This window comes from Okeania sp. SIO2C2, assembly GCF_010692625.1.
Taxonomy (GTDB): Bacteria; Cyanobacteriota; Cyanobacteriia; order Cyanobacteriales; family Microcoleaceae; genus Okeania; species Okeania hirsuta.
Map to the genome: position 1 here is coordinate 148,319 of NZ_JAAHGM010000006.1, position 22,379 is coordinate 170,697.

The following is a 22,379-nucleotide window of genomic DNA, read 5'->3' on the forward strand; positions in this document are numbered from 1 at the left end:
TCCTTCATTATTTAATTACTTCACGAATTTCTTGAACATAATCTTTAATTAACAAACTCAACCACCTTTAAATTTTCTACTTCTTCACAGAGATTTTTCAGCATCCAAGATTCTCCAATCCATTCATCTAATTCTAGAGTTTCTGTAAATTCATCATTTTCATATCTTCTGAGAAATTCTTCTGTAGATAACTGATATTTAGTCTCAAATTTCTGCAATCTTTGTTTGGTTTGTTCAATACCATCAGACAAAGACTGTAATTCTTTTTATACTGCTGTTTTTAAGAAAATTTTTAATGATTCTGGATGTTGACATTTAATTTTTAGTTCTGGCATATTTATTGTCTCCTTTAAATGTAAATGAACAACATTAAGAAAATGATAACTCTGTAGGGACGTTGCATGCAACGTCCCTACTTTGTGGTCTACTAATCGTCAAAAGCGCTGTGTAGAAAAGGTGAGCATATTGCCCACACTAAATTAGACTATAGCAATCCTAAATGATTTGTGAAAAAAACTGTAGGGGTTTGGTTTCCAAATCCCTAATGCACTTGGGTTTAGATACCAAACTCCTACGATCAAATATTACAACCTATTTAGAATTGCTATATTGAAACGTTTAAAATTATTTAACTTATTTAGTTTTTTGCCAGTCTTCTAACGCTGCAATAACAAAGCTAATAGCAGAGTGATTAAGTAATTGTTCAACAGGAGCAACTCCAGCAGCTTTTACCGCACTTAATATTCTTTCTGCCTTAGTTGGATTATTATCAATTTGTGTAATTACTCTTGTAGCAATTTTCATTCTGTTAATCGTTGTATCTGACGTCTAAGTTTTATCTAGTTGCTCTAATAATTATTGAATCTCTTTTGCTGCTTGTGCTAAATTTTGTTCCTGAGATTCGTCGATTGTTCGAGCAAACTTTGAATCTATAATTTCTCCTTTGTTTCTGATACCAATACCAAACTTGTTATTTTGGTTATATCCAGATATTTGACACCGGAAATACTAATTCTTTTTTTGTCTGACATGGCTGATATACTCCCTATTACATTTAGTATAAAATTGATTGTATTCATTCAGACTTTAACAAACTTTCTTGCCTTTGAGATGGTGTAAGAAATTGTATCTTTTCTTGCTGCTCACCTTGGAACAAAGAAGGAATTAATAACGATTTAAAGACATCATAAATAACCTTTGCAATTACACTAAGTAAAATAGCACTCATAGAAGTAATAGTAATAGCTAATATGAGATTTCCCTTAATGAAATCTGTCAATCTATAGTACAAGGATTTTCTAATACGACATAATTCTTTTTCTATATTTGAGATAAATTCATTGGATAACTGAGACTGCATTATTCTAGCTTTGCAAGGCTCACAAATTCTAGGTCTTGCAGTAGAAAAAACAAGATCAGCTTTGTTTCCACACATATCAAATAAGCAACTGCGAGTTTCATCGTGAGCTACACTATATTCAACTAAAGAAGCATCTCTACCATATTCTAAGTAAATTGAGCAGAATTCATAAAGATTACGGATGATAAAATTTTCAATAGTCAAATTTGCATCATGAATAATTTCTGCTGTTTCATATAACGAAAGCATACATAAATCTTTTCCCACTCTTCTAACATAGTAATTCTTTTCTAAACGATAGTTGATCATACCAACTGTAAAGTCATAATTTTTATCTGACTTAATTAAATTTGCGAGTAATTTATCAGTATACGACCATTTTTCACCATCCATTTCTGGTAAAATCTGTATTTGATCGAGATGTTCAGCACTAAAAATTTTTGACTTCCACTTTTTTATAAACTGAAAATCAACTGGGTATTTTAAGTTTCCGAGAGTAACTAGCTTGATTTTAATTTTTTGCATATCTTTTCTGTCAAACAATGTTACCAATAGGTTGATTATTCTAGTAAATGAAGAAGCGGGTAGGGTGGGTTACGCTGACGCTAACCCACCAAAAAGTTTATAGTTTGGCGGTGCGTTAACGAAGTGTAACGCACCCTACTACTCTACTCCTTCTTTCATTGTGTCTCCTGACTTCTGTCTCCTGACTCCTCCTAACTACCTACGCACTAAAATATTTCGCCACTGGATGATAAGTAATGATCGCCGTAGTAGACTGTTCAGGATACAACTGCTCGCTCTCATCCATATACATATCAATCCTCTTAGTATCCAACAAGTCTAACTGCTTAAACTGATCCTGCATATTCGGACAAGCAGGATAACCAAAACTATAGCGCGACCCTTGATAACGCTGTTTGAGAATATCCTTAATATTATCTGCATCCTCTGCACCGAAACCTAACTCCCGACGAATCCGAGCGTGTAACCATTCTGCCATTGCTTCGGCAGTTTGTACCGCCATACCGTGGAAATACAAATAATTTGTATACTCATCGGCAGCAAACAACTTCTGAGCAAACTGAGTGGCTATTTCTCCTACTGTTACAGCGTGCATCGGGAACACATCAATAATTCCGGAATCCTTGGGAGCAAAGAAGTCTGCAATACACAACCGTCGTCCTGACTTTTGCCGTGGAAATTCAAAACTGGTGACAACTGTTGTTGCTTTACCAGTCTTATTCATTTCGTCGGAGTCGTAAATGAAAAGTGTATTTCCTTCTGATTGACAAGGGAAATAACCATAAATTGCTTGGGGATACAGCAACTTCTCATTAACTACCCGTGATTTCCAAGTTTCCAGAATAGGATAAACTTTCTCCGCTAAAAACTCATTATATTCTTCCCGTGGTTGACCTTGAGGTTTACGGAATTGCCATTGCCCTGCCATCAACGCTTGCAAATCTAAATACCAGAATAATTCCTCAAATGGCATATCCTCTGGTTGTAATAACTTAGTTCCCCAGAATGGAGGAGTCGGGCGATCGATATCTACTGCTACTTTATCGGAACGGCGAGTATCTACCACAACTGGTTCAGCAGGTTTAGTTTCCTCTTTTTCTGCAGTAGCAACTTTACCATTACCATTACTATGAACCTTACCATTACCATTACCGTTACCATTTTCTTCTGCTAACTCACCCAAGAAACCTTTGATGTCATCCCACTGATTTTCTGATTTTGCTGGCATCAATTTATCCATGAAATTCAAATCAGAGAAAGCATCTTTACCATAAACGACTTTACCTTTGTAAGTATTTTGGCAATCTTCATTAACGAATTTCGGAGTTAAAGCAGCACCACCTAAAATCACGGGTACGGTAATACCTTCTGCGTTAAATGTTTCCAAATTATCTTTCATAAATGCGGTTGACTTCACCAATAAACCACTCATGGCGATACAGTCAGCATTGTGTTCGCGGTAAGCAGCAATAATGTTATCAACTGGTTGTTTAATTCCTAAGTTAATTACCCGATAACCGTTGTTGGAAAGAATGATATCCACGAGATTTTTACCAATATCGTGAACGTCTCCTTTCACTGTCGCTATCAAGAAAGTTCCCTTAGAATTATCCTCACCTGACTCTTCTGTTTCCATGAAAGGTTGTAGATAAGCAACTGCTGCTTTCATAGTTTGAGCAGACTGCAATACAAATGGTAATTGCATTTGTCCGGAACCGAATAATTCTCCCACTACTTTCATACCATCTAATAAATAGACGTTGATAATATCTAATGGCGGATATTTTTCTAAAGCTATTGCCAAAGCATCCTCTAAACCGATACGTTCCCCATCAATAATATGTTGTTTTAAACGTTCTTCAATTGGTAAATTTTGTGTAGCAGAACGGTCTTTTTTAGTTGTTTTACCCTGGAACATTGTTGTTAACTCAGCCAGAGGGTCGTAAGTACAAATATCCCCATCAAATTCCCGTTGGTCATATATTAGTTTCCGACAAACTTCTTGATGTTCTGGTTCAATTTTTGACATGGGTAAAATTTTACTGGCACTAACAATAGAACCATCCAAACCTACTGCCATTGCTTCATGCAAAAATACCGAGTTCAACACTTGTCTTGCTGCGGGATTTAAACCGAACGAAATGTTAGAAACCCCAAGCATTATATGACAACCTGGTAATTCTTCTCGAATCCTTTTAATAGATTCAATTGTGGCTTTTCCATTTTCCCTATCCTCTTCAATACCTGTAGAAACTGGCAAAGCTAAAGTATCAAAGAACAATTCATGGGCAGGAATGCCATACTCTATTGCTGCATCATAAGCTCGTTTAGCTATTTCAAATTTTTTATCGGCCGTCCGAGCCATGCCATCCTCATCGATGGTTCCAACTACCACACCAGCACCATATTTTTTTGCCAATTCTAATACTTTAAAAAAACGAGGTTCTCCATCTTCATAGTTAGTAGAATTGAGCAAACATTTACCGCCAGCAACTTTTAAACCAGCCTCCATTTTTTCCCATTCAGTCGAGTCTAACATCAGAGGCAAATTAACATTTGTGACTAAGCGAGATGCTAATTCGTGCATATCTTTAACCCCATCGCGCCCCACATAATCAACGTTAACATCAAGAATATGTGCCCCTTCTTTTACCTGAGATTTTGCTAAGGCAACTAAACCATCCCAATCTTCATTATTGAGTAAAGTTCGACATTTTTTAGAACCACTAGCATTCAATCTTTCCCCAACAATTAAAAAGGAGTTATCTTGTTCGTAAGTTTCGGAAGAATAGATAGAAGCTGCTGATGGAATATAGTTATATTCTCGTTCTTTTGGTGTGAGAGTTTCAGTAATTTCAGATAATGCTTTAATATGGTCTGGACGAGTACCGCAACAACCACCGATAACTTGTACTCCTAGGTCTTCAACGAAGTGCATTAATGCCATTTTTAACTCTATAGGAGTTAATTTGTAGTGAGCTTGTCCGCCGATATTTTCTGGTAAACCAGCATTAGGAATACAAGAAACAACAAAAGGAGAATTTTCCGATAAATAACGAATATGTTCCTTCATTAAATCCGGACCAGTGGCACAATTTAATCCTAAAATATCAATAGAATAAGGTTCTAAAATTGTCACAGCAGCATTAATTTCAGAACCTACTAACATAGTGCCAAAAGATTCCATAGTTACTGACACCATGATGGGGCGACGTTCACCTTTTTTAGCAAAGGTTTCTTCTATACCATTTAAAGCAGCTTTTATTTGTAAAACATCTTGACAAGTTTCTACAAGAAATAAATCTACTCCCCCATCCCAAAGACCTTCTGCTTGTTCCGTAAAACCATCTTTTAAGGTGTCAAAATCAATATGTCCGAGGGTAGGTAATTTAGTTCCTGGTCCCATTGAACCAGCCACAAATCGAGGCTTTTCTGGGGTAGAAAATTCCGCAGTAACAGACTTTGCTAATTCGGCTGCTGTTTTATTAAGATAGTAAGCTTGGTCTGATAAATCGTATTCTGCTAAGACAATTTTTGTCCCACCAAAAGTATCAGTTTCTATCACATCGGCACCTGCTGCGAGGAAATCTCGATGGACCTTAGCTACGGCTTCTGGCTTAGTATGGACAAGGTATTCGTTACAACCTTCATATTCTGCACCGCCAAAGTCTTCAGCGGTTAGGTTTTGCACTTGTAGGTTAGTACCCATTGCCCCATCAAAGACGATTACTGGGCGTTCTGGGCTATGGAGACGATTCAAAAATGAGCTGTTCATAATCAAGTTTTTGGTTTTTAGATATTAATTTTATACTACTCTTTTGAGAATTTAAGAGCAATTTATTTTCTTTATGATAATATGTCTTAAGAAGTGCTATCGCAATTAGAACATAGATTGTCTACAGTTAAATAATAATTCAAATTAACTTCAATTTTTTTGAAGTTATGACTTAGTGACTGATGACTTATATATCCTAATATCTATCAAAATTTTATTAGTAGTTATAGGATAATTACCAATAAATATAATTTTAAAATGAGAATGATATATCATCAAAAATGATAGATGAATTAAGAATTTATTTCTATTACCATTACAAAGTTATTATTTTTGAGCAGACCAAGTTGGTATAATAAAAATCAGGCTGATTAATTATAGTGAATTAAGGTGCTTAAAAAACTAATGATTTGATTCAATCAACTAGAATAAAATAGCTATGACTAGAACAGAGTAACTACCAGCAATAAAACTTTGTCAAAGGTTAAGTATTTGGTGGAAAAATCATCTACAAGACAAGAAATCGACTCGTAGTTTTCTGTTACGTTTGTTGGTTGCAGGTACTACTGTTGTAGTTAGTATTGCTGCTTTTTATAGCTATCAAGTTGTCCGTGAATTAATTCTGGATAATTTGAAAAAAATGCTTTGTTGGAAGTGCAGCTAGGAGCAGATAATATCGATCAATGGTTGGCTAGTAAAAAAATTGGGTAGTCCTACATAGTAATGGTCAACAAATTGTGGCATTATAGTGATGTATAAAATTCCAGATAGCTCCAATGTGATTACTTAATTTTTGAGAAAACCATCAGGTTTTTCGTACTAACCGTCCGATACGTTGCTGTCCCATGGTATTGTTAAATCTTTCTATATCGCTTGTTTTACCAGTCTCCTTGCCCAGAGCTTGATGTCGCATTGATGGTAGTATGATCTCGTAAGCTTCCCCAAAATCACTGTAGCAGACTGCACATTGACCATAGACCCCTGGCAAACAGTGCCAAAGATTTTGAGCTGATTGTTGAGAGCGATCGCCAATATCTGCTCCCACAATTTCACGAGTTTCAACATCCATTGCTAACCAAATCCATTGTTGATTACTTTTTGCACCAACAAATCACCACATTTGATCCATTTGAATTGTCTGTTGGCCAATTTTTTGTGACTAACCTCAACCTGTGGAGGAACCAAGTCATACTTCTGGTGAAGGTAAATCTGCAACCAACTTTGTTGAAACACCAGTTATATCATGTTCGGTTGAATACTTATAAATAAATGTTGTGAGTCCTCAGGAGTCAACCCACCCCTCGCCCCTCCCCCTCCCAGGAGGGGAACGACCGAGTCAGGAGGAAATATTTGAGAAAAAGAGGAAATATTGGAGAAAAGTAAAGACAATTTCAGTATTTATTTGATACCGTCGGTACTGTCAGTCCTTAAATTTTATTTATAACTGACCCGTCCGTTAGCGTAGCTCCCCCGGAGGGGGAACATGATATTAATCAGAGCGATCGCTGCCAATGCTAATCTATAAGAGCAACATTTGATCAATCATGATTCTTGTTGCTTCATCCATAGGTCCTCGGGTAGGATTTTCTACAAACTGTCGCCCACAATGAGTACAACGGAAACGAGGTTTACCATCGTGGGTATGTCCATATTTAATGATTTTAGTAGACTGGCACTCAGGACAATTGCTCTCCACAAACTTAACTTTATTAACCTATTTGAATTATATTGCTATTACGCGAGCAGGACTACCAAAAATTGAAGCATATACTAGCGCTAATACTCCTACTTTCCGAACCATAGACTGATATATGGTTAGACCTTTGAGTGAGTTTCTTTTAATATAACTAATATTTAAGGGAAAAATATTTTTCTTTCCACCCGATTTGCGCGGTCTAGGTGTTCTGTAGCTACAAACTTTGACGATCTGATAAATTAGATCGAATATAGAACCCATTTGAGATCTATTTAAAAAGAGATGGGAAGGTGGGAGGTATTTTTCAACCTTTTTCCCATATTCCTTCCCTCCACCTCCTGACTCCTGACTCCTGTCAAAAAACTGAATCGCCAATAAAGATACCAAATGAGTTATATAAGCCTAAAGGTAACAAAATACTATGAAATTTTACATTGTAGATGTATTTGCTGAAACTAAATATGCTGGTAATCAACTGGCTGTATTTACAGGTTCTGAAGTTGAGAATCTTTCTGATAATGAAATGTTGCAAATTTCCAGAGAGATGAACTATTCAGAAACTACTTTTATTTTATCTTCAACACAACGAAATAATGGTTATGATGTGCGGATATTTACTCCTACTCAAGAATTACCTTTTGCTGGTCATCCAACATTAGGAACTGCCTATATTATTCAACGAGAAATTATTAAAAATTCGGTGGAACAAGTAATTTTAAATCTGGGTGTAGGACAAATTGCTGTGAGTTGGAAAGGTGAAGTTTTATGGATGGCTCAGAATATGCCTACTTTTGCTCAAAAACATCAAATTGAATCTTTAGCAGAGGTATTAAATTTAGATGTGGGTGATATAGATATGAGGTTTCCTATTCAGGAAGTTTCCACAGGGATACCTTTTATCATTGTGCCTTTGAAAAATCTCAAAGCATTGAAGAAAGCTCAAGTAAATTTGGATAAATATTATCAGTTTATTCAGATAGCAAAAGCTACAGAAATTTTAATATTTTGCCCTGAGACATACAATAGTATTAATAATTTAAGTGTGAGAATGTTTGCACCATATTTAGGAATTACTGAAGACCCGGCAACGGGCAGTGCTAATGGTTGTTTAGCAGGATATTTAGCTGAGTATAATTATTTTGGTGAGGCAAAAGTTAATATTAGGGTCGAACAGGGATATGAAATTAATCGACCTTCTTTATTATTGTTACAAGCAGAGAAAAAAGTAGAAGGAATAGAAGTATTAGTTGGTGGTAAAGTTATCATGGTTGCTCAAGGAAAATTGGTTGCTTAAATAAGGAAGAAGAAAGAAGGAAAAAGTGGATGGGGACTTAAATCCTAACAAGCTTGTAAACACCCAGACGGCGGGGCATTACAGCGGATTTATCAAGTAAATATTAAGAGGCTGAGTGTCTGGCTATACTTAGGTTTGGCGAGTTATCATCCTTTAGTTCCAAAATTCCTGAAAGCTAGGTGATGTAAGACTTTTAACTAAGTTGATCAACCAGCTCTTAAACCCAAAAGAAAAAGATAAATCATTTAATATTAAGTCCGGATAATTAGTGATGAAAAAACCTATGCTTTTACACAGGGTAAATATCTCTATTATCTCTACTGCGTACAAAGGTTGCATGAACGTCCCTACTCCCTTATTTATAAATATTCAAGGGGACATGATATAAGACTACTATAGGGGTTTTCATATTAATAAAATATGGTATTTTTTCTTTGTTTCTTCTTCTCTCTTACCAAAAATTAAAAAGTTGTGTACCTCATCTATTTGAGAAATTATATATATTAGTTTAGAATCATTGGTGAGAGTTTTGTCTTCCCTACAATCAAAATATTGTAATATTCTTTTATGTAATATTATGTTAGGTATAACAGTTATAATACGGCTTCGTAGTTAGGCTTAAGCAATAAGATAAGTATTTAAATGGCTAGAGCAAAACTACAGACAAAAATTTTATTATAACTAATTATCTGATAGCGTAGCTCCCACGGAGGGGGCAGATAATATAACTGGTTTAAATTATGAGTCAATGTTTAAATCCTGAATGTCTAAATCAAAATCCTTCTGATACAAAATTTTGTCAGCAATGTGGGTCAAAATTACTTTTAGCAGAACGTTATCTTGCCATTAAAATTATTGGTCAAGGTGGTTTTGGTAGAACTTTTCAAGCAGTAGATGAATTTAAACCATCTCAAGCTTTTTGTGTAATCAAGCAGTTTTTTCCTGAAGTTCAATATCAACAAAATATGGAAAAAGCAGCAGAATTATTTGCTAAAGAAGCAGTGAGATTAGAAGCTTTAGGAAAACATCCTCAAATTCCTGAATTACTGGCATTTTTTACTCAAGATAATCGTCAATATTTAATTCAAGAATTTATTGAGGGGCAAAATTTACAGCAGGAGTTAGAAACAGTAGGGGCGTTTAATGAAACTCAGATTTGGGAGTTATTAAATGATTTATTGCCAGTATTAGAATTTATTCATTCTCAAAAGGTAATTCATCGGGATATTAAACCGGGTAATATTATTAAGCAACCTATATCTTCCCAGAAAAAAGGTGAATTAGTATTAGTAGATTTTGGGGCAGCAAAGTTTGCAACTCGTACTGCTTTGGCGGTGACGGGAACAGTTATTGGTTCTGCTGGATATGCTGCGCCGGAACAAGCTATTGGGAAGTCAATTTTTGCTAGTGATATTTATAGTTTGGGTGTGACTTGTATTCATTTATTGACTCAAGTTGAACCGTTTGAATTGTTTGATGTAAGTGAAAATGATTGGGTATGGCGAGATTTTTTAATTTCTCCTATTAGCGATCGTTTGGGCAATATATTAGACCGGATGATTGTCGGAGCAACGAAGAAAAGGTTTCAGTCAGCGACAGAAATTATGGCATTGATTAAACTTAATGATGTTGATGTTTCACTACCTAAAAAACAGGTAAGTAATTTGGTAGACTCTTCATCTATTCTAGAAGTAAACTTAAATTCAGAAAGGGGAGTTGATTATAGTAAATTGTGTGATTTATTGGCTACTGAAAAATGGCGAGAAGCAGATATAGAAACAGCAAAGTTAATGTTAAAAATCACTAATAGAGAAAATAGAGATAAATTAAATATTAATTCAATTAATAATTTACCTTGCACTGATCTACGGACTATTAATCAACTTTGGGTAAAATATTCAAATAGTAAGTTTGGTTTTTCTGCACAAAAAGAGATTTGGGAAAATTTGCCTACTCAAACATTTTTTTTAACTTATGAAAAATTGGGCGATCGCTTGGGTTGGCATTCAATAATTGGTTGGACTAATCACGATAACTTAATATTTGATTTAGAAAAAGCACCTTATGGTCATTTACCCGCAATGTTTGCTATGAGTGGAAACTGGGTATGGTTTATGGAGTTAGAAAAGTTATTTTCTGCCATGGTAAAAAGACTTAATATTTGTCAAATATAGAGGGTTATGGGCAATTGAAAGTCAAAAGTCAGGCATCGAGTGCGCAATTAGTCGGTCTCCTTTCGGTCTGGAAATACTACGCAAACATCTGTTAAAAATGATACTAAGGTCTGAGGCAACAGGCAACATTTAATAGCAGTAGGTTTGAGAAATTTGACAGGAGAAAGAGCAGAAAATTTTTAGTGTGGTCAATTAATTAGACTTGATATGATTACGACTTACGCATAACTACCACTTATGGTAGGGGTGAACGGCCGTTCACCCGTAGAAATGGTGTATAATTTCGTCTTGTGCGTAAGTCCTGTTGATATTATACTAAGAGTCAAAAAAGAATGTGACCAATAATAGGGGCAGTAAGGGCGTTAACGTAGTTGTGAGCTAGCTAATGGCCATTTGCTAACGTAGAAGCTCTCTAGTTTACATATTGTGGAGCAAAACGCCCCTACTTTATAAAAGATATCTCTTGGAGTAAAAAGATAAATTCAGACCTAAAAACTGCTATTAAAGCCATTCATTCTGACTCCTGAGTTCTGACTTCTGAGTTCTGACTCCTAAGAAATATCCTATCTATTTGTAGCAAACATTTATCAAACTGGTATTATAGCACTACGCAAATAAGTTAGGAAATTTATAAATGCTCAAAGTCAGTCCGGGATTAATTCTGACTTCTAACTTCTAACTTCTGACTTACGCGTAGCGATATACCTGTTGCCTTTAAGAAAAAATGAATATATGTTTTAAATGCTCAAAAGCTTATAACTTTTGCAATTTATCAGAGGTAGTAAAGTTGTAAAAAATTGAGTAGGAACTACAGATTAAGAAATCGACTTTTTTTGAATTTGCTATAATCTTACTTCAGCTTAAGTTGTAACTAACCAAGAATTACTATTAATTTTTTCACTAATTTCTATCCGTTGTTGATGATAGTTATTCGCTTGTCTCTCTAGCCCTAGATTTTTATAAACTTTTTCGATTAAATCAAGAGTTTTTACTAAATCTTTACCATATTCAGCAAAAATACTTCTGCGAAATCCATCTTTTTCTTTCTGTTCATAAGTTGCCATTTTTTGAGGATATACATAGCTAGAATAATGATTTTTTTCTATTTTAGGAATATTATCTATTGTTAATGCTAACCGATCTAGAGAATCTTCCCAGAGTTTTTTCCGAATCTCTAAAGCAAGTTCTAAAAAGGCTTGAGCTTGGCGAGGTCTACTGATTAGAAAATATGCTTCTCCCATATTATGCAGTGCAATTGATTCGTTGATTTTAATTGTCAATTTATCATTTTTTGCCGATTGAGCAAGCTTTTGAAAAATATTTAAAGATTTGCGAGAATACTCTAGGGATTGAGTTGATAATTCAGTTAAATTATAAATCGTGCTAATGTGATTAATTGTTTTGCCGATACCTACGATATCTTTGAATTTATTAAATATTATTAGAGCTTGTGAATAACACTTCAAAGCATTACTATACTCTTTTAAAAGATAATAAATTTCTCCTTTTTCATTATATATAGTGGCAATTTTTGCCTCGTTTCCTATTTTTTTTACTAGTTCTAAGGCTAGTTCTAGGTATTTAAGGGCATTGGAATATTCTCCTATTTTACGGTGAACTAATCCAATTCTATAGACAATATTGAGTCTTGTTTCCTGGTTATTAATTAATCTAGTAATTTCTAAAGCTCTTTGAAAATTTTTTAATGCAGTTTCTAGTTGACCTATACTATAGAAGCGATCGCCTGTTTGAAATAGATATTTCAATTCATTTTGATGGCTAGCATAAGATTTCATAATATTGCTCCCTGACAATACTGAACTTTTGGCGTTGGTAATTGGTAAGATGATTTTTTAGTAGGGGTGAGACCCATCACTTACTTTGGTAAAATATTTAGAGGTATCAGAAACAGACTACTCTTAAAGTTTCATCTCTTGATTGACCAACGCCGAACTTTTTGATTAATGCACGGATAGATTATATACTAGCATAAGTAATAGTATTGCCAACTAATCTGATAATTTATTTTCACGCATAATGACAAGGAAATCTTAAATAAAAGGGCAAAATATAGGTATTGTAGATTAAAGATTTTTCACCACAACTTTCCCAAATTTCAAGTTTTTCTTGACGATACTTCTCTGCTTTTTGCTGTTGACCTATATGGCAATAAACTTTCTCGATTAAATTCATAGTATTGGCTAATTCTGCTCTATATTGGGAGATAATACTTTGACTGAAGCAAATTTTTTCTTGTTGGAGTAGTTGGTTTGTTTGAGATGATTTTTTGCTATTAAGATAATTATTGTGGAGAATATTTTTATCTAAAGCATCTGTAGTTTGACTAAATTTATTCAAAGTTACTTTGCAAATTTTCTGACGAATAGCTAAAGTAAGTTCTAGGATTTCTTTTGCTTGGGTATATCGACCGATCCATAAGTAAGCTTCTCCTATATTATAAAGAGCTGTAGCAATGTTAGTTTGGCAAGCTAATTTATCTAATTCTGATTTTCTTTCAAGTTTATGGAAAATTTCTAGAGATTTTTGACAACAGTTAAGAGTTTGTTCAAATAACCCTAGTAAATTGTATATTTCGCCTAAATGATTAAGAATTATACCCATTCCTAATAAATTACAAAAATCTTGGGCAATTTCTAAAGCTTGAGCATAGTATCTTAAGGCAGAAGTATATTCTATAGACAAACAATAAGTTTCGCCAATATCATTCAAAATCATTACAACTCGATTTTGTTCGCCAATTTCTTGAGCAAGTTGCAAGGCTAAATTGAGATATTTTAAGGCACAATCATATTTTTCCAGACGACGATAAACTAATCCAATACGGTTTAAAATATTTATTTGTTGCTCAGATGTGAGCACAATTTTTAACGCTTCCTGAAAAGTATTTAATGCAGTTTCAAATTGTCCCAGATCGAATAAGCGATCGCCTGTTTGAGATAGTTGTTTTAATTCTGCGGAATAGATAGCAGTGGACACGATAAGTAGTTCCTCCAGAACAATACTGGTAATTTTCCGGTTGTAAACTACTCTATTTCTCAAAGTTGGCAGGTTATGCAGAAATTTGCACTACATTGTGGAGATAAAATGTAGTACAAAAATAATTGTTACTTATTGTATCATGTGCCCCCTCCGGGGAGCTATGCTAGCGGATAATTACTTATAATAAAGTTTTTGTTCATAGTTTTGCTCTAGCCCTTACAATACTTAGGAGTCATGTAAAAATAATTTGTACAGATTTTATCTGGGATCAATTGTGAAATTAGCTTCCATCAAAAAAACTGTAATGGTTATTGTTACACTAGTTCTTAGTATGATTGCTTAAGCCCAACTACGAGCCTAATTATAACTGTATATTAGTAGTCAGTATAGGATGCTAAACCCTTAAATATTTAGTTAGTATTGCTAAAAACTTTACTATTCCCTATGACCCATCAGTTTAAATTGGATCTATGCGCAATTAAACTGATTAATAGATAATAAATATCTAAAAAAAATGCTATGAGTTGATACATTTAAGTTGTCTATCCGAAGGTTTCCTCACCTAAAAATTTGTAGCAAACTTTTTCTCAGTTAGAATAACTCAATATTTATTTGCCCACTCAATTTCGTCAACAACTTTTATGTTTTTCTTTATAGGTTTAATACTCCACCGTCCATAATTGGTTGGGGATAGTCTTCGACCTGCCACTTCCTGTCTACAAATCCCATCCACTTTTTCCTTCTTCAAAATGATTTAGCATTATTGTTGCAAAATTTGATAACGCCAAACCGATCAAAATCATGGATTAAATTCAAAAGGAGGAAAAGTCTCCTGATTTTCTGGTGTCAAATAAACTGTAGCAATAAACTTCTCATTCCAACCTCCTACAACATTAGTAAATATATAAAAATCATCCTCATTGGAATTTAATTTCTGTTCAACTAAAATTCCCGTTGCATCACTAACCCGCAATTTTATTTTTTCCGGTAAACCCATCCCTGTAGGCGTACTTAATATTAATAGCAACATCCATTCTAATGTTGAATCTGAGACTAAAGACCAAGTTAAAGCATACAATCTTAAAGGAATTCCAGCTAATAATAAATCGTGATAAGCAACCCTAGCATGAGGAGGAATATATACACCATTTTTGGGCAACTCTCTGATAATTCCGGCAATTTCTTCTGTAGGAGAAGATATTCCTCTCATGGGAGATAGTGCCGATAATTCTGGCAATAAAACCCAGGATAATTCATTGGCAAAATCATCTAATTCATTCTTTAACCAACGCCCCACATTAATTGTAGGTTCAGTCAAGATACTAAGTAAATCTGGTAAATATTTACTCAGACTACTTAAAGAATTTTCTGAATTTTCTGTAATTTCTACTAAATTATTCGGAATATTCCCCTCCTCTATATCTATTTGCAATTGCCAATTATATATCCAATTTAATAACTCAGAATTAGTTAGGATAGTTTTTCCCTGTTCCCAGTTAAAAGATTCCCATAAATTTTGTGCGGATAGCTGAGGTAATAATTTTGTTAATTCAGCTTTAGCTGCAGCTAAATTATTTGACTTAGGTTGTACCTCTGGCAAGGCAATTCCTGCTATATCCAAACAACGAAGATAAAGTAATAAATTATCTATTTCTGTATCAAACCAACTCCAGGGAATTTGATAATTCCAATCTTCATCTGGCAGTAGATTAAGCTGTGTTTTATTGCCCATTAAATCTGCATAAGAAATAAAACTATTAATCACAACTTTTTCTAGCTCTTCTTGTACTTCCACCACTACATATAAATGATGGGAGAACTCTGGTAAATCTACTACTGCTCTAGGTAAACTAACTTCCTCATCTATAAAACTACCTTGAGTAATTAGACAAACTTTAAACTGATTAATATTCAGATTACAAACGGCTGGAATTGAGTTAGAAAGAACTGGATTAAAAATAGAAGCATCAGCTAAATTAACTGTTAAATTATCTGTACCTCGTTCTTCTAACCATTGTTCAAATCCAAACAAAGCTAACCCATTCAAATAAGTTTGCCATTGTCGTGATTCGTTAGGAATTTGATTGCTAATTTGGATGGCTTGCTCAACTTTTTCTAATGATAAATGAATAGATTCTGTTGCAATACCCTGAAATTCTAGCAAATCTTCTAATTGATTCGTTAATTCATTTTTCATTGAAAGTTTTCCTTGATAATAAGTTTTATGATAAATTACAATAATTGAATTTATCTATATGCTTACAAACTCTTTGAGCAAATAAATTTTCTTTAGAACTAGACTGAGAATTATAACCCTCTGATTCTACTTCTTTAAAGACTATATTTATTTGTTCATCTAGAGCTATTTCTATTTTTTTATCTATAGTTTTTAGATGTTTTGGATCTGCATAATCTTGAGCAATTTCTAAGATACGACCCCGCAAACTAATTAATAATTCCTGTTTAATATCAGCCCGAAAAGATTTTAATTTTAGTAAGCGAGTTACTTGATATTGCGCTTTCAAGCCAACATTTTGAGCAATTTCTGTCATTGATTTTCCCTGACAATGATATAGATGTAACCCTTGGATAAATTGTTCTATTTTTTTGTTTTTTCTTTTCTTTAGTAATTGTATCCAAGAATCTGTTACTTTAGCTATAGCATCATCTAAACTTAAAAGAAATTGCTTTCTATAATTGCTCAAAAATTCATTCTGTTCATCCATTGAATCAGCTTCTTGAACAATACAAATCTGATTAGCTAAAGATTTATGGTTAGAAGTATCTAATGGTATTGTCGGTAGAGAACCACTTCTCACAGAAATTCGATATTCTCGTATTTGAGAAGCCAGGTCTTGCAATTTAGTCAATACTTGCTTTGGAGAAATATTTTTACCAGTTTTAGTTTTGATTAATTGAGCAATTTGTTCTAATTGTTCTGTAGTTGGTGGCAAACATTTTCTCCCTGCTCTTGATAAACTTTTTTGGCGACGTTGCGCCCGATAAATAGCATGATAACTTGATAAAATCTTCAGACTTTCTTGAGTTTCAAAAGCAGTAAAATGATAAAATACTGAGAAAATTTTCTCTAGTTGTTTGGGAGGAGTATCATTTAGAATTGCCCAATCACTAATTAAATAGACTCCACATTCTAGTAAGAAACTATTAAGTTCAGGATGCTGTTTAACTTTTCTAGTTGTCCAGCTAGCTAAATTGCTTTGATTTGGGTCGAAATTTTGGAGAATTTCTTGAGCAAAAGAACAAGAAGAAGTTTTATTTTTTTGACTAGAGATTCTACCATCATCAGTCAAAACATAAGGGAATAAATTTTCCCTAGTAAAGCCATGATTTGTACCAAAATTTGCGGCTAATTGTTGACAAACACCATCAATTTGCCAAGATATAAAACAGAGAAGACAGCGTTCTGCTAATAAAGAATTTCTCTCTAAATTAGTATCTGAATTATCTTGCACCAATGCTAAAAGTTTACGCTGAATATTAATGTCCGAAATTTCACTATCTGTTATATATTCTGGAAAAATTGAGGTAAAAAATTGTTTTGCCTCTGTAATTTCCAGGATTTGACGAGACCCGGAACTATTAATCTTAATCTGTCTCCAGTATTTAGAAGCAGTAACCATTTACTTTTAGATTTGAGATCAATAAAAATGAACAATTATCCAGATATATTAGCTTATAGCAGAAGAAAGAAGGAAGAAGGAAAAGTATTACGTTGTCTTAGTTTTAAGCTCTCGATCTTTCCTAACCTTTGCTTCGACTACTATAAAACATTAACCCGTAAGATATTCAATCCACAATGCTGATTATTGTTAATTGTATAATCATTTTTCCTGGTCAAAAGTTTGCTCTAATATCAGGATATTTATCCCTTCAATTGGAATATATTTCTATATTCCTAGAGGTTATGCAATATTTATTGAGGAAAGAAGGAAGAACTGAAGAGGCAAAAAGGAACAAGGAAATGCTTTTTTCGCTTCAATATCATTCCAAATTTGATTGGTATTCAAAACCCCAATATCGCGAGCGTTTATCAAAGTGTTATCTGACTGTGGGAATTGGTTGATTTGACTAGCTATTCTCTGAGAGTCAATTAATTCACCAGTTAGTAAATCTGTTTCGGAATGGTTTTCGATAACTTCAGTGTGATATTTTAGGTCAGGAGTAATATTACTATTTATTTGTGGGAGGAAATTTATTTCATCTGTAAGCTGTTCTGTTAAGATATTATTAACAGATAAGATTTCTTCTTTATAACTATTTAACTGTTCGGGTATGATAAAAATATTATTCGCATTAATAACTGGAAGAAGATTATCGGTAGAATTTTCAGGATAGTTTGAAGGTAACATAGTTTTTTTGGGGTAGATAGTACAAATATTTTTATGTCTATAGCAGGGAATAGGGAATAGGGAATAGGGAATAGGGAATAGGGAATAGGGAATAGGGAATAGGGGAAAAACATTTTCCTGTCTGAGGTTCATCATCAGCAAGTCCTCAGCAACTTGTTACTTTGAGATATAAAAGTCGCTATTACTGTATTTGACTTATGAAATAGCTCAAACAGCAGAATATTACTAATCAAGCTTTTTTCTTATTCCTTCTTCTCTCTTTCTTCTTCTATTATATAAAAGGAAACCTCAACCTCTTTCACATCAACATATATCTGATTGATTAGAGGTTATGCACAAAAAAAACTCGGTTAATTTCAGTAACCGGGTTTCTAATTTATAGATATTAGTACTTACGCATTACAACGTATTTTAGTCATTGCGATCGACAGGGTTTGCGGAGCATTCAGGGACGGAAAGCAATCTCAAATCCTACTTTTTCGTACCTCATTGGTAAGTCCTGAGAAATAACAGTCGTCATTACTACATTTGACTTATGAAATAGCTCAAACAGCAGGATATTACTAATCAAGCTTCTTCCTTCTTCCTTCTTCCCTCTTTCTTCTGTTTTCTTCCCTCCTGACTCCTGAGGACTGACTCCTGACTCCTAAGTAATTTAAGATTAATACCATACACTAATTCAACAACGCCTAAAATCCATTTCCCATCAAGATAAATGATGACCAATAGTAAGGATTATTTGCTTCTTTATCCTTTCCAGTAATCATATTTATTTGAGCTTCCCGCAATGCTTCTGTTCTGCTTTTTCCTTCTTGTAAAACTGTGTAAAAAGTATTCATTAATTGAGCGGAATCATCATTAACTCGCCACAAAGATGTAACTATTGCTTCAACTCCAGCATTTTGCATTTGATAACCAAAACCGACTATTTCTTCCCCATTACCTATTTGTCCACCAATGTTAGTTTCGGCAGCACTTAATACGACTAAATCTACATTTGGTAATGACCAATTTTCCATGTCGCGTAGAGTCACTCGATCGCCGTCTCCAAATAATATAAAAGAATCTTCTGGTTTCCCATTTCCTGTTTCTTCATTTAATAAGACAACGGGAGTATCTAAATGCACAATATTGTAGTCATTAAAACTACTAATTGTTGTTTCAGAACTAAATTCGCTGTTAACAAGTTTACGAGTACCAGGAATTGTTTCTGCTAAATTTTCGACTAATTTTACTGTTGTTGGTGTTAATTCAACTTGGCGAGTTCCTACCTGAACTTGATAATTACCTTCGGTTAAAGCTGCTGCTAATACACGGGGTTGATTTTTCGGTTGAGCCTCAAAATTACTTAGACTAGCTGCAATTATATTATTCACTCCAAAACTTTCTACTAACCATTTTTCTCCGTCATAAAGTGCTGCTAAAGGAAGATAACGTAGTTGATTATCTGGTGCATAAATAATAGTATTGGCATTTGCTTTAGTTAACTCATCTTCTATTGGTTTGATTAACCAATTATAGAGTTTTTCCGCAGAACCTTTGACATCTCCAACCGGAGTCAAAATTGTTTGCCGAAACTCAGCGATCGCTTGTTCTATTTCTTCTGCTTTTACTTCTACGGTTTTGTGTATGGGGTCGCCTTCTGCTGTGATTAATACCAATTCTAATTTATCTGCCAAAATCAACGGATAAAATAGCACTGTTCCAGGTAATTTTTGTAATTTTGCTTGCAAATTCTTAAATTCTGGAAAATCCGCTTTTAAGTTATTTTTGTCAATCTCTCGTTCTAAAATATCTGTTGTTTCTTCAGTTAGGATTTGTTCTTCAGCAGCTAATAACTTAACTCCCGTTACTGTTGCCTCATTTCCCTTAATATTCCCTAGATAATTATCTAACTCTTGAATTTTCAACAAATCTAATACTTGTTGAGCTTCCATAATACGTTCTTGTTGTAATAATAAACCTGCTAAATTCCGATAAATTTCTTCAGGCTTTTCTAAGAAACTTTTCTCGCCTTCCTGACTCCGCATAGCTTCATTCAAATTAATAGCTTGCTTATAAAAAACCACTGCCAAATCAGGTTTTTCCTGAACTACCAATATAGTGCCTAACTGCTCATAAATCTTACCCTCCTTAACCCTTTCCTCACTCTCTTTATATATTGCCAATGCTTGCACTAAATTTTCTAAAGCTTGAGGATATTGTCTGAGCTGAAACATAGAATCTCCTATTCCTTTATAAGCCACAGCAACAGCATTTTTATCCTCCTTATCTGGTAAATTATTCAAAGCAAGTTTATGATAATTCAGAGCAATAGAATAATCGCCAGAACTATAATAAGCTTCACCCAAAGCATTAAAATTAGCAGCAATAACCGACTTTTCCCCTACTTCTTTATTCATAGGCAAAGCCTTTAGTAAAAATTGCTTTGCTTTATTATTTTCACCCAAACGGTTATAAACTTTCCCTAAACCAACAGTTGTTTTACCTTCCCCTGCCTTATCTTCTGCTTCCTGATAAAAAGCTAAACTTTGTTCATAAATTGATTGTGCTTTAGCATCTTCTCCTATCTCATAATAAGCATCACCCAAATAACTCAAAGCTTCTAATTGAGCAGTCTTATCCTCCGCAACTTTAGCAGCTTCTAACCCTTTTTCATAAACCTCTAATGCTTTATCTTCTTCTCCTTGCTTTTCATAAAGTTTCCCCATAAAACCATAAATTCGCCCCACACTTCTTTGGTCGCCAATACCTTCTAACATCGCCACAGCTTGCTGAAAATATTTAAGAGCTTCAGAATCTTCACCCTTTTCCCGATAGACAAAACCTATATTATTTAATAACCGACCAACTCCAGCATTATCATTAATTTCTCTACGCACAGTTAAAGCTTTTTGGTATGTTTCCAAAGCTTTGTCATAATTACCCATCCGAAAGTAGACCACCCCCATATTATTGAGAGTACGTCCTCTATTTCGGCGATCGCCCACTTCTTCGCGAATAGTCAGCGCTTGTTCATAAAATTCAAGTGCTTGGTCAAGTTGTCCCTGACTGGCCTTAACCGCAGCAATATTATGTAATGACTCTCCTTCGTTTGGCCGATCCTTCACAGCTTGAGAAATATCTAAAGCCTCTTGATGCAGATTTAACGCTTGGGAAAATTCCCTCTGTCGTTGATAAGTAAAACCAATCAAATTAAGAGTCTCCGATATCCCTGGACGGTCGTTGATTTTTCGGCGAATAGTTAAAGCTTGTTGCAAAACATCTAAAGCTTGGGCATATTCCCTTTGGTTAACATAAACATCCCCCATATTATTTAGGGTTTGGGCAATTCCGGCCTGGTCCCCCAGCTCCTTACGAATTGCTAAAACTTTTTCGTAGCTTTCGAGGGCCTCATCAAACTTTCCTGTCCGAAATTGTTCCACACCTGTTTCAAATAACTTATCTGCTTCAGCCTTGGAGGCAGAAGATTCTGGCGAACTTTCCACTTCGGGAGTTTGGGCCAAGACATTCGGGATATTTGTGATGGTGGGTACTGGAAAAAGAATAATAGCGATCGCGCTCAAGTAACTAAGGTAGAGATAGGAATTCTTCACTGTAGGAGTCCTCTAAAAAAGTCAAAAGTCAAAAGTCATGCATCGAGTGCGTAATTCTGAGGAAACCTCAGAATGTAAGACGCACATCTGACAGTCAATCATTTTTGATTTGTAATTGTTTTAGGATTTTGTAACTGGTCAGTTATTTCCGCCATCCTGCACTAGTTAAAGACCATACAAACTTAATATGGCCATTTAGCATTATGGTTCTCACCCTATATGCTCTTAAAAGATATTTTGTACTATTTTGTCTCTCTTAGATTCTTGTTATGAGAAACTTTTGTTTACTAGGGAGTTGATTTCGGATGAGTAGGACTTAATACTATTTAAAAAAAATTTTTCAGTGTAAAATAAAAAATAATAAATTATAGAAATACATAAAATGATAGATTTATTTGCTGCTTTTTTATTCTTTTTTTTTCAGGAAAATAATTCTGAAAATCGCATTTTTACATTGCCAACAAATTTCACTAGAAAATAGGAAATAATTTTGATTATAATTAGAATACTGTACTCAAAAATAGTCTAAAATATTTTCTGATACATCTATATTCTATAGTTTTTAATTTTTATTTCCCTAATTCTTGAT

At 34.2% G+C, this 22,379-nt stretch carries 16 protein-coding genes; 2 read left to right on the top strand and 14 right to left on the bottom strand.

What is annotated here, in order from left to right; all coding sequences use genetic code 11:
- Positions 1–44 precede the first annotated feature (44 nt).
- The 7 genes from F6K18_RS05915 to F6K18_RS05940 all read right to left on the bottom strand — a co-directional run bounded on the left by F6K18_RS05915 (position 45) and on the right by F6K18_RS05940 (position 7,743).
- Positions 45–251, bottom strand: a complete 207-nt coding sequence (locus F6K18_RS05915) for a hypothetical protein (RefSeq protein ID WP_287519449.1) — start codon at positions 249–251, stop codon at positions 45–47.
- Positions 252–633: 382 nt separating this feature from the next.
- Positions 634–804, bottom strand: coding sequence for a hypothetical protein (locus F6K18_RS05920; protein ID WP_287519451.1), 171 nt, complete (start codon positions 802–804; stop codon positions 634–636).
- Positions 805–1,075: 271 nt separating this feature from the next.
- Complete coding sequence (locus F6K18_RS05925; RefSeq protein WP_287519452.1) at positions 1,076–1,903, bottom strand: hypothetical protein; 828 nt, start codon at positions 1,901–1,903, stop codon at positions 1,076–1,078.
- 181 nt (positions 1,904–2,084) lie between these two features.
- On the bottom strand, positions 2,085–5,660 hold the full coding sequence (gene metH, locus F6K18_RS05930; protein ID WP_287519453.1) for a methionine synthase: 3,576 nt from the start codon (positions 5,658–5,660) through the stop codon (positions 2,085–2,087).
- A gap of 805 nt (positions 5,661–6,465) precedes the next feature.
- Positions 6,466–6,729 carry a hypothetical protein gene (locus F6K18_RS05935; RefSeq protein WP_375341293.1) on the bottom strand — a complete coding sequence of 88 codons (264 nt, stop codon included), beginning with the start codon at positions 6,727–6,729 and terminating at the stop codon, positions 6,466–6,468.
- 450 nt (positions 6,730–7,179) lie between these two features.
- Positions 7,180–7,356: an IS1 family transposase gene (locus F6K18_RS36470; RefSeq protein WP_353735018.1), complete on the bottom strand. Its 177-nt coding sequence runs from the start codon at positions 7,354–7,356 to the stop codon at positions 7,180–7,182.
- A gap of 27 nt (positions 7,357–7,383) precedes the next feature.
- On the bottom strand, positions 7,384–7,743 hold the full coding sequence (locus tag F6K18_RS05940) for a hypothetical protein (RefSeq protein ID WP_287519454.1): 360 nt from the start codon (positions 7,741–7,743) through the stop codon (positions 7,384–7,386).
- A 34-nt stretch (positions 7,744–7,777) separates the two neighbouring features.
- Here F6K18_RS05940 and F6K18_RS05945 point away from each other — a divergent pair, with 34 nt between their 5' ends.
- Positions 7,778–8,650 (top strand): PhzF family phenazine biosynthesis protein, encoded by an 873-nt coding sequence (locus F6K18_RS05945; RefSeq protein ID WP_287519456.1) that lies wholly within the window; start codon positions 7,778–7,780, stop codon positions 8,648–8,650.
- A 740-nt stretch (positions 8,651–9,390) separates the two neighbouring features.
- Positions 9,391–10,824, top strand: a complete 1,434-nt coding sequence (locus F6K18_RS05950) for a GUN4 domain-containing protein (protein WP_287519458.1) — start codon at positions 9,391–9,393, stop codon at positions 10,822–10,824.
- A gap of 860 nt (positions 10,825–11,684) precedes the next feature.
- Here F6K18_RS05950 and F6K18_RS05955 read toward each other — a convergent pair.
- The 7 genes from F6K18_RS05955 to F6K18_RS05985 form a co-directional block, all read right to left on the bottom strand.
- Positions 11,685–12,620: a tetratricopeptide repeat protein gene (locus tag F6K18_RS05955; RefSeq protein WP_287519459.1), complete on the bottom strand. Its 936-nt coding sequence runs from the start codon at positions 12,618–12,620 to the stop codon at positions 11,685–11,687.
- A gap of 232 nt (positions 12,621–12,852) precedes the next feature.
- On the bottom strand, positions 12,853–13,821 hold the full coding sequence (locus tag F6K18_RS05960; protein ID WP_287519460.1) for a tetratricopeptide repeat protein: 969 nt from the start codon (positions 13,819–13,821) through the stop codon (positions 12,853–12,855).
- A gap of 604 nt (positions 13,822–14,425) precedes the next feature.
- On the bottom strand, positions 14,426–14,572 hold the full coding sequence (locus F6K18_RS05965; protein WP_287519462.1) for a hypothetical protein: 147 nt from the start codon (positions 14,570–14,572) through the stop codon (positions 14,426–14,428).
- A 51-nt stretch (positions 14,573–14,623) separates the two neighbouring features.
- Positions 14,624–16,021, bottom strand: coding sequence for a DUF1822 family protein (locus F6K18_RS05970; protein WP_287519464.1), 1,398 nt, complete (start codon positions 16,019–16,021; stop codon positions 14,624–14,626).
- A 25-nt stretch (positions 16,022–16,046) separates the two neighbouring features.
- Positions 16,047–17,465, bottom strand: a complete 1,419-nt coding sequence (locus tag F6K18_RS05975; protein WP_287519465.1) for a hypothetical protein — start codon at positions 17,463–17,465, stop codon at positions 16,047–16,049.
- A gap of 282 nt (positions 17,466–17,747) precedes the next feature.
- Positions 17,748–18,194, bottom strand: a complete 447-nt coding sequence (locus F6K18_RS05980; RefSeq protein WP_287519466.1) for a hypothetical protein — start codon at positions 18,192–18,194, stop codon at positions 17,748–17,750.
- 689 nt (positions 18,195–18,883) lie between these two features.
- Positions 18,884–21,790, bottom strand: coding sequence for a tetratricopeptide repeat protein (locus F6K18_RS05985; protein WP_287519467.1), 2,907 nt, complete (start codon positions 21,788–21,790; stop codon positions 18,884–18,886).
- Between the last annotated feature and the right edge of the window lie 589 nt (positions 21,791–22,379).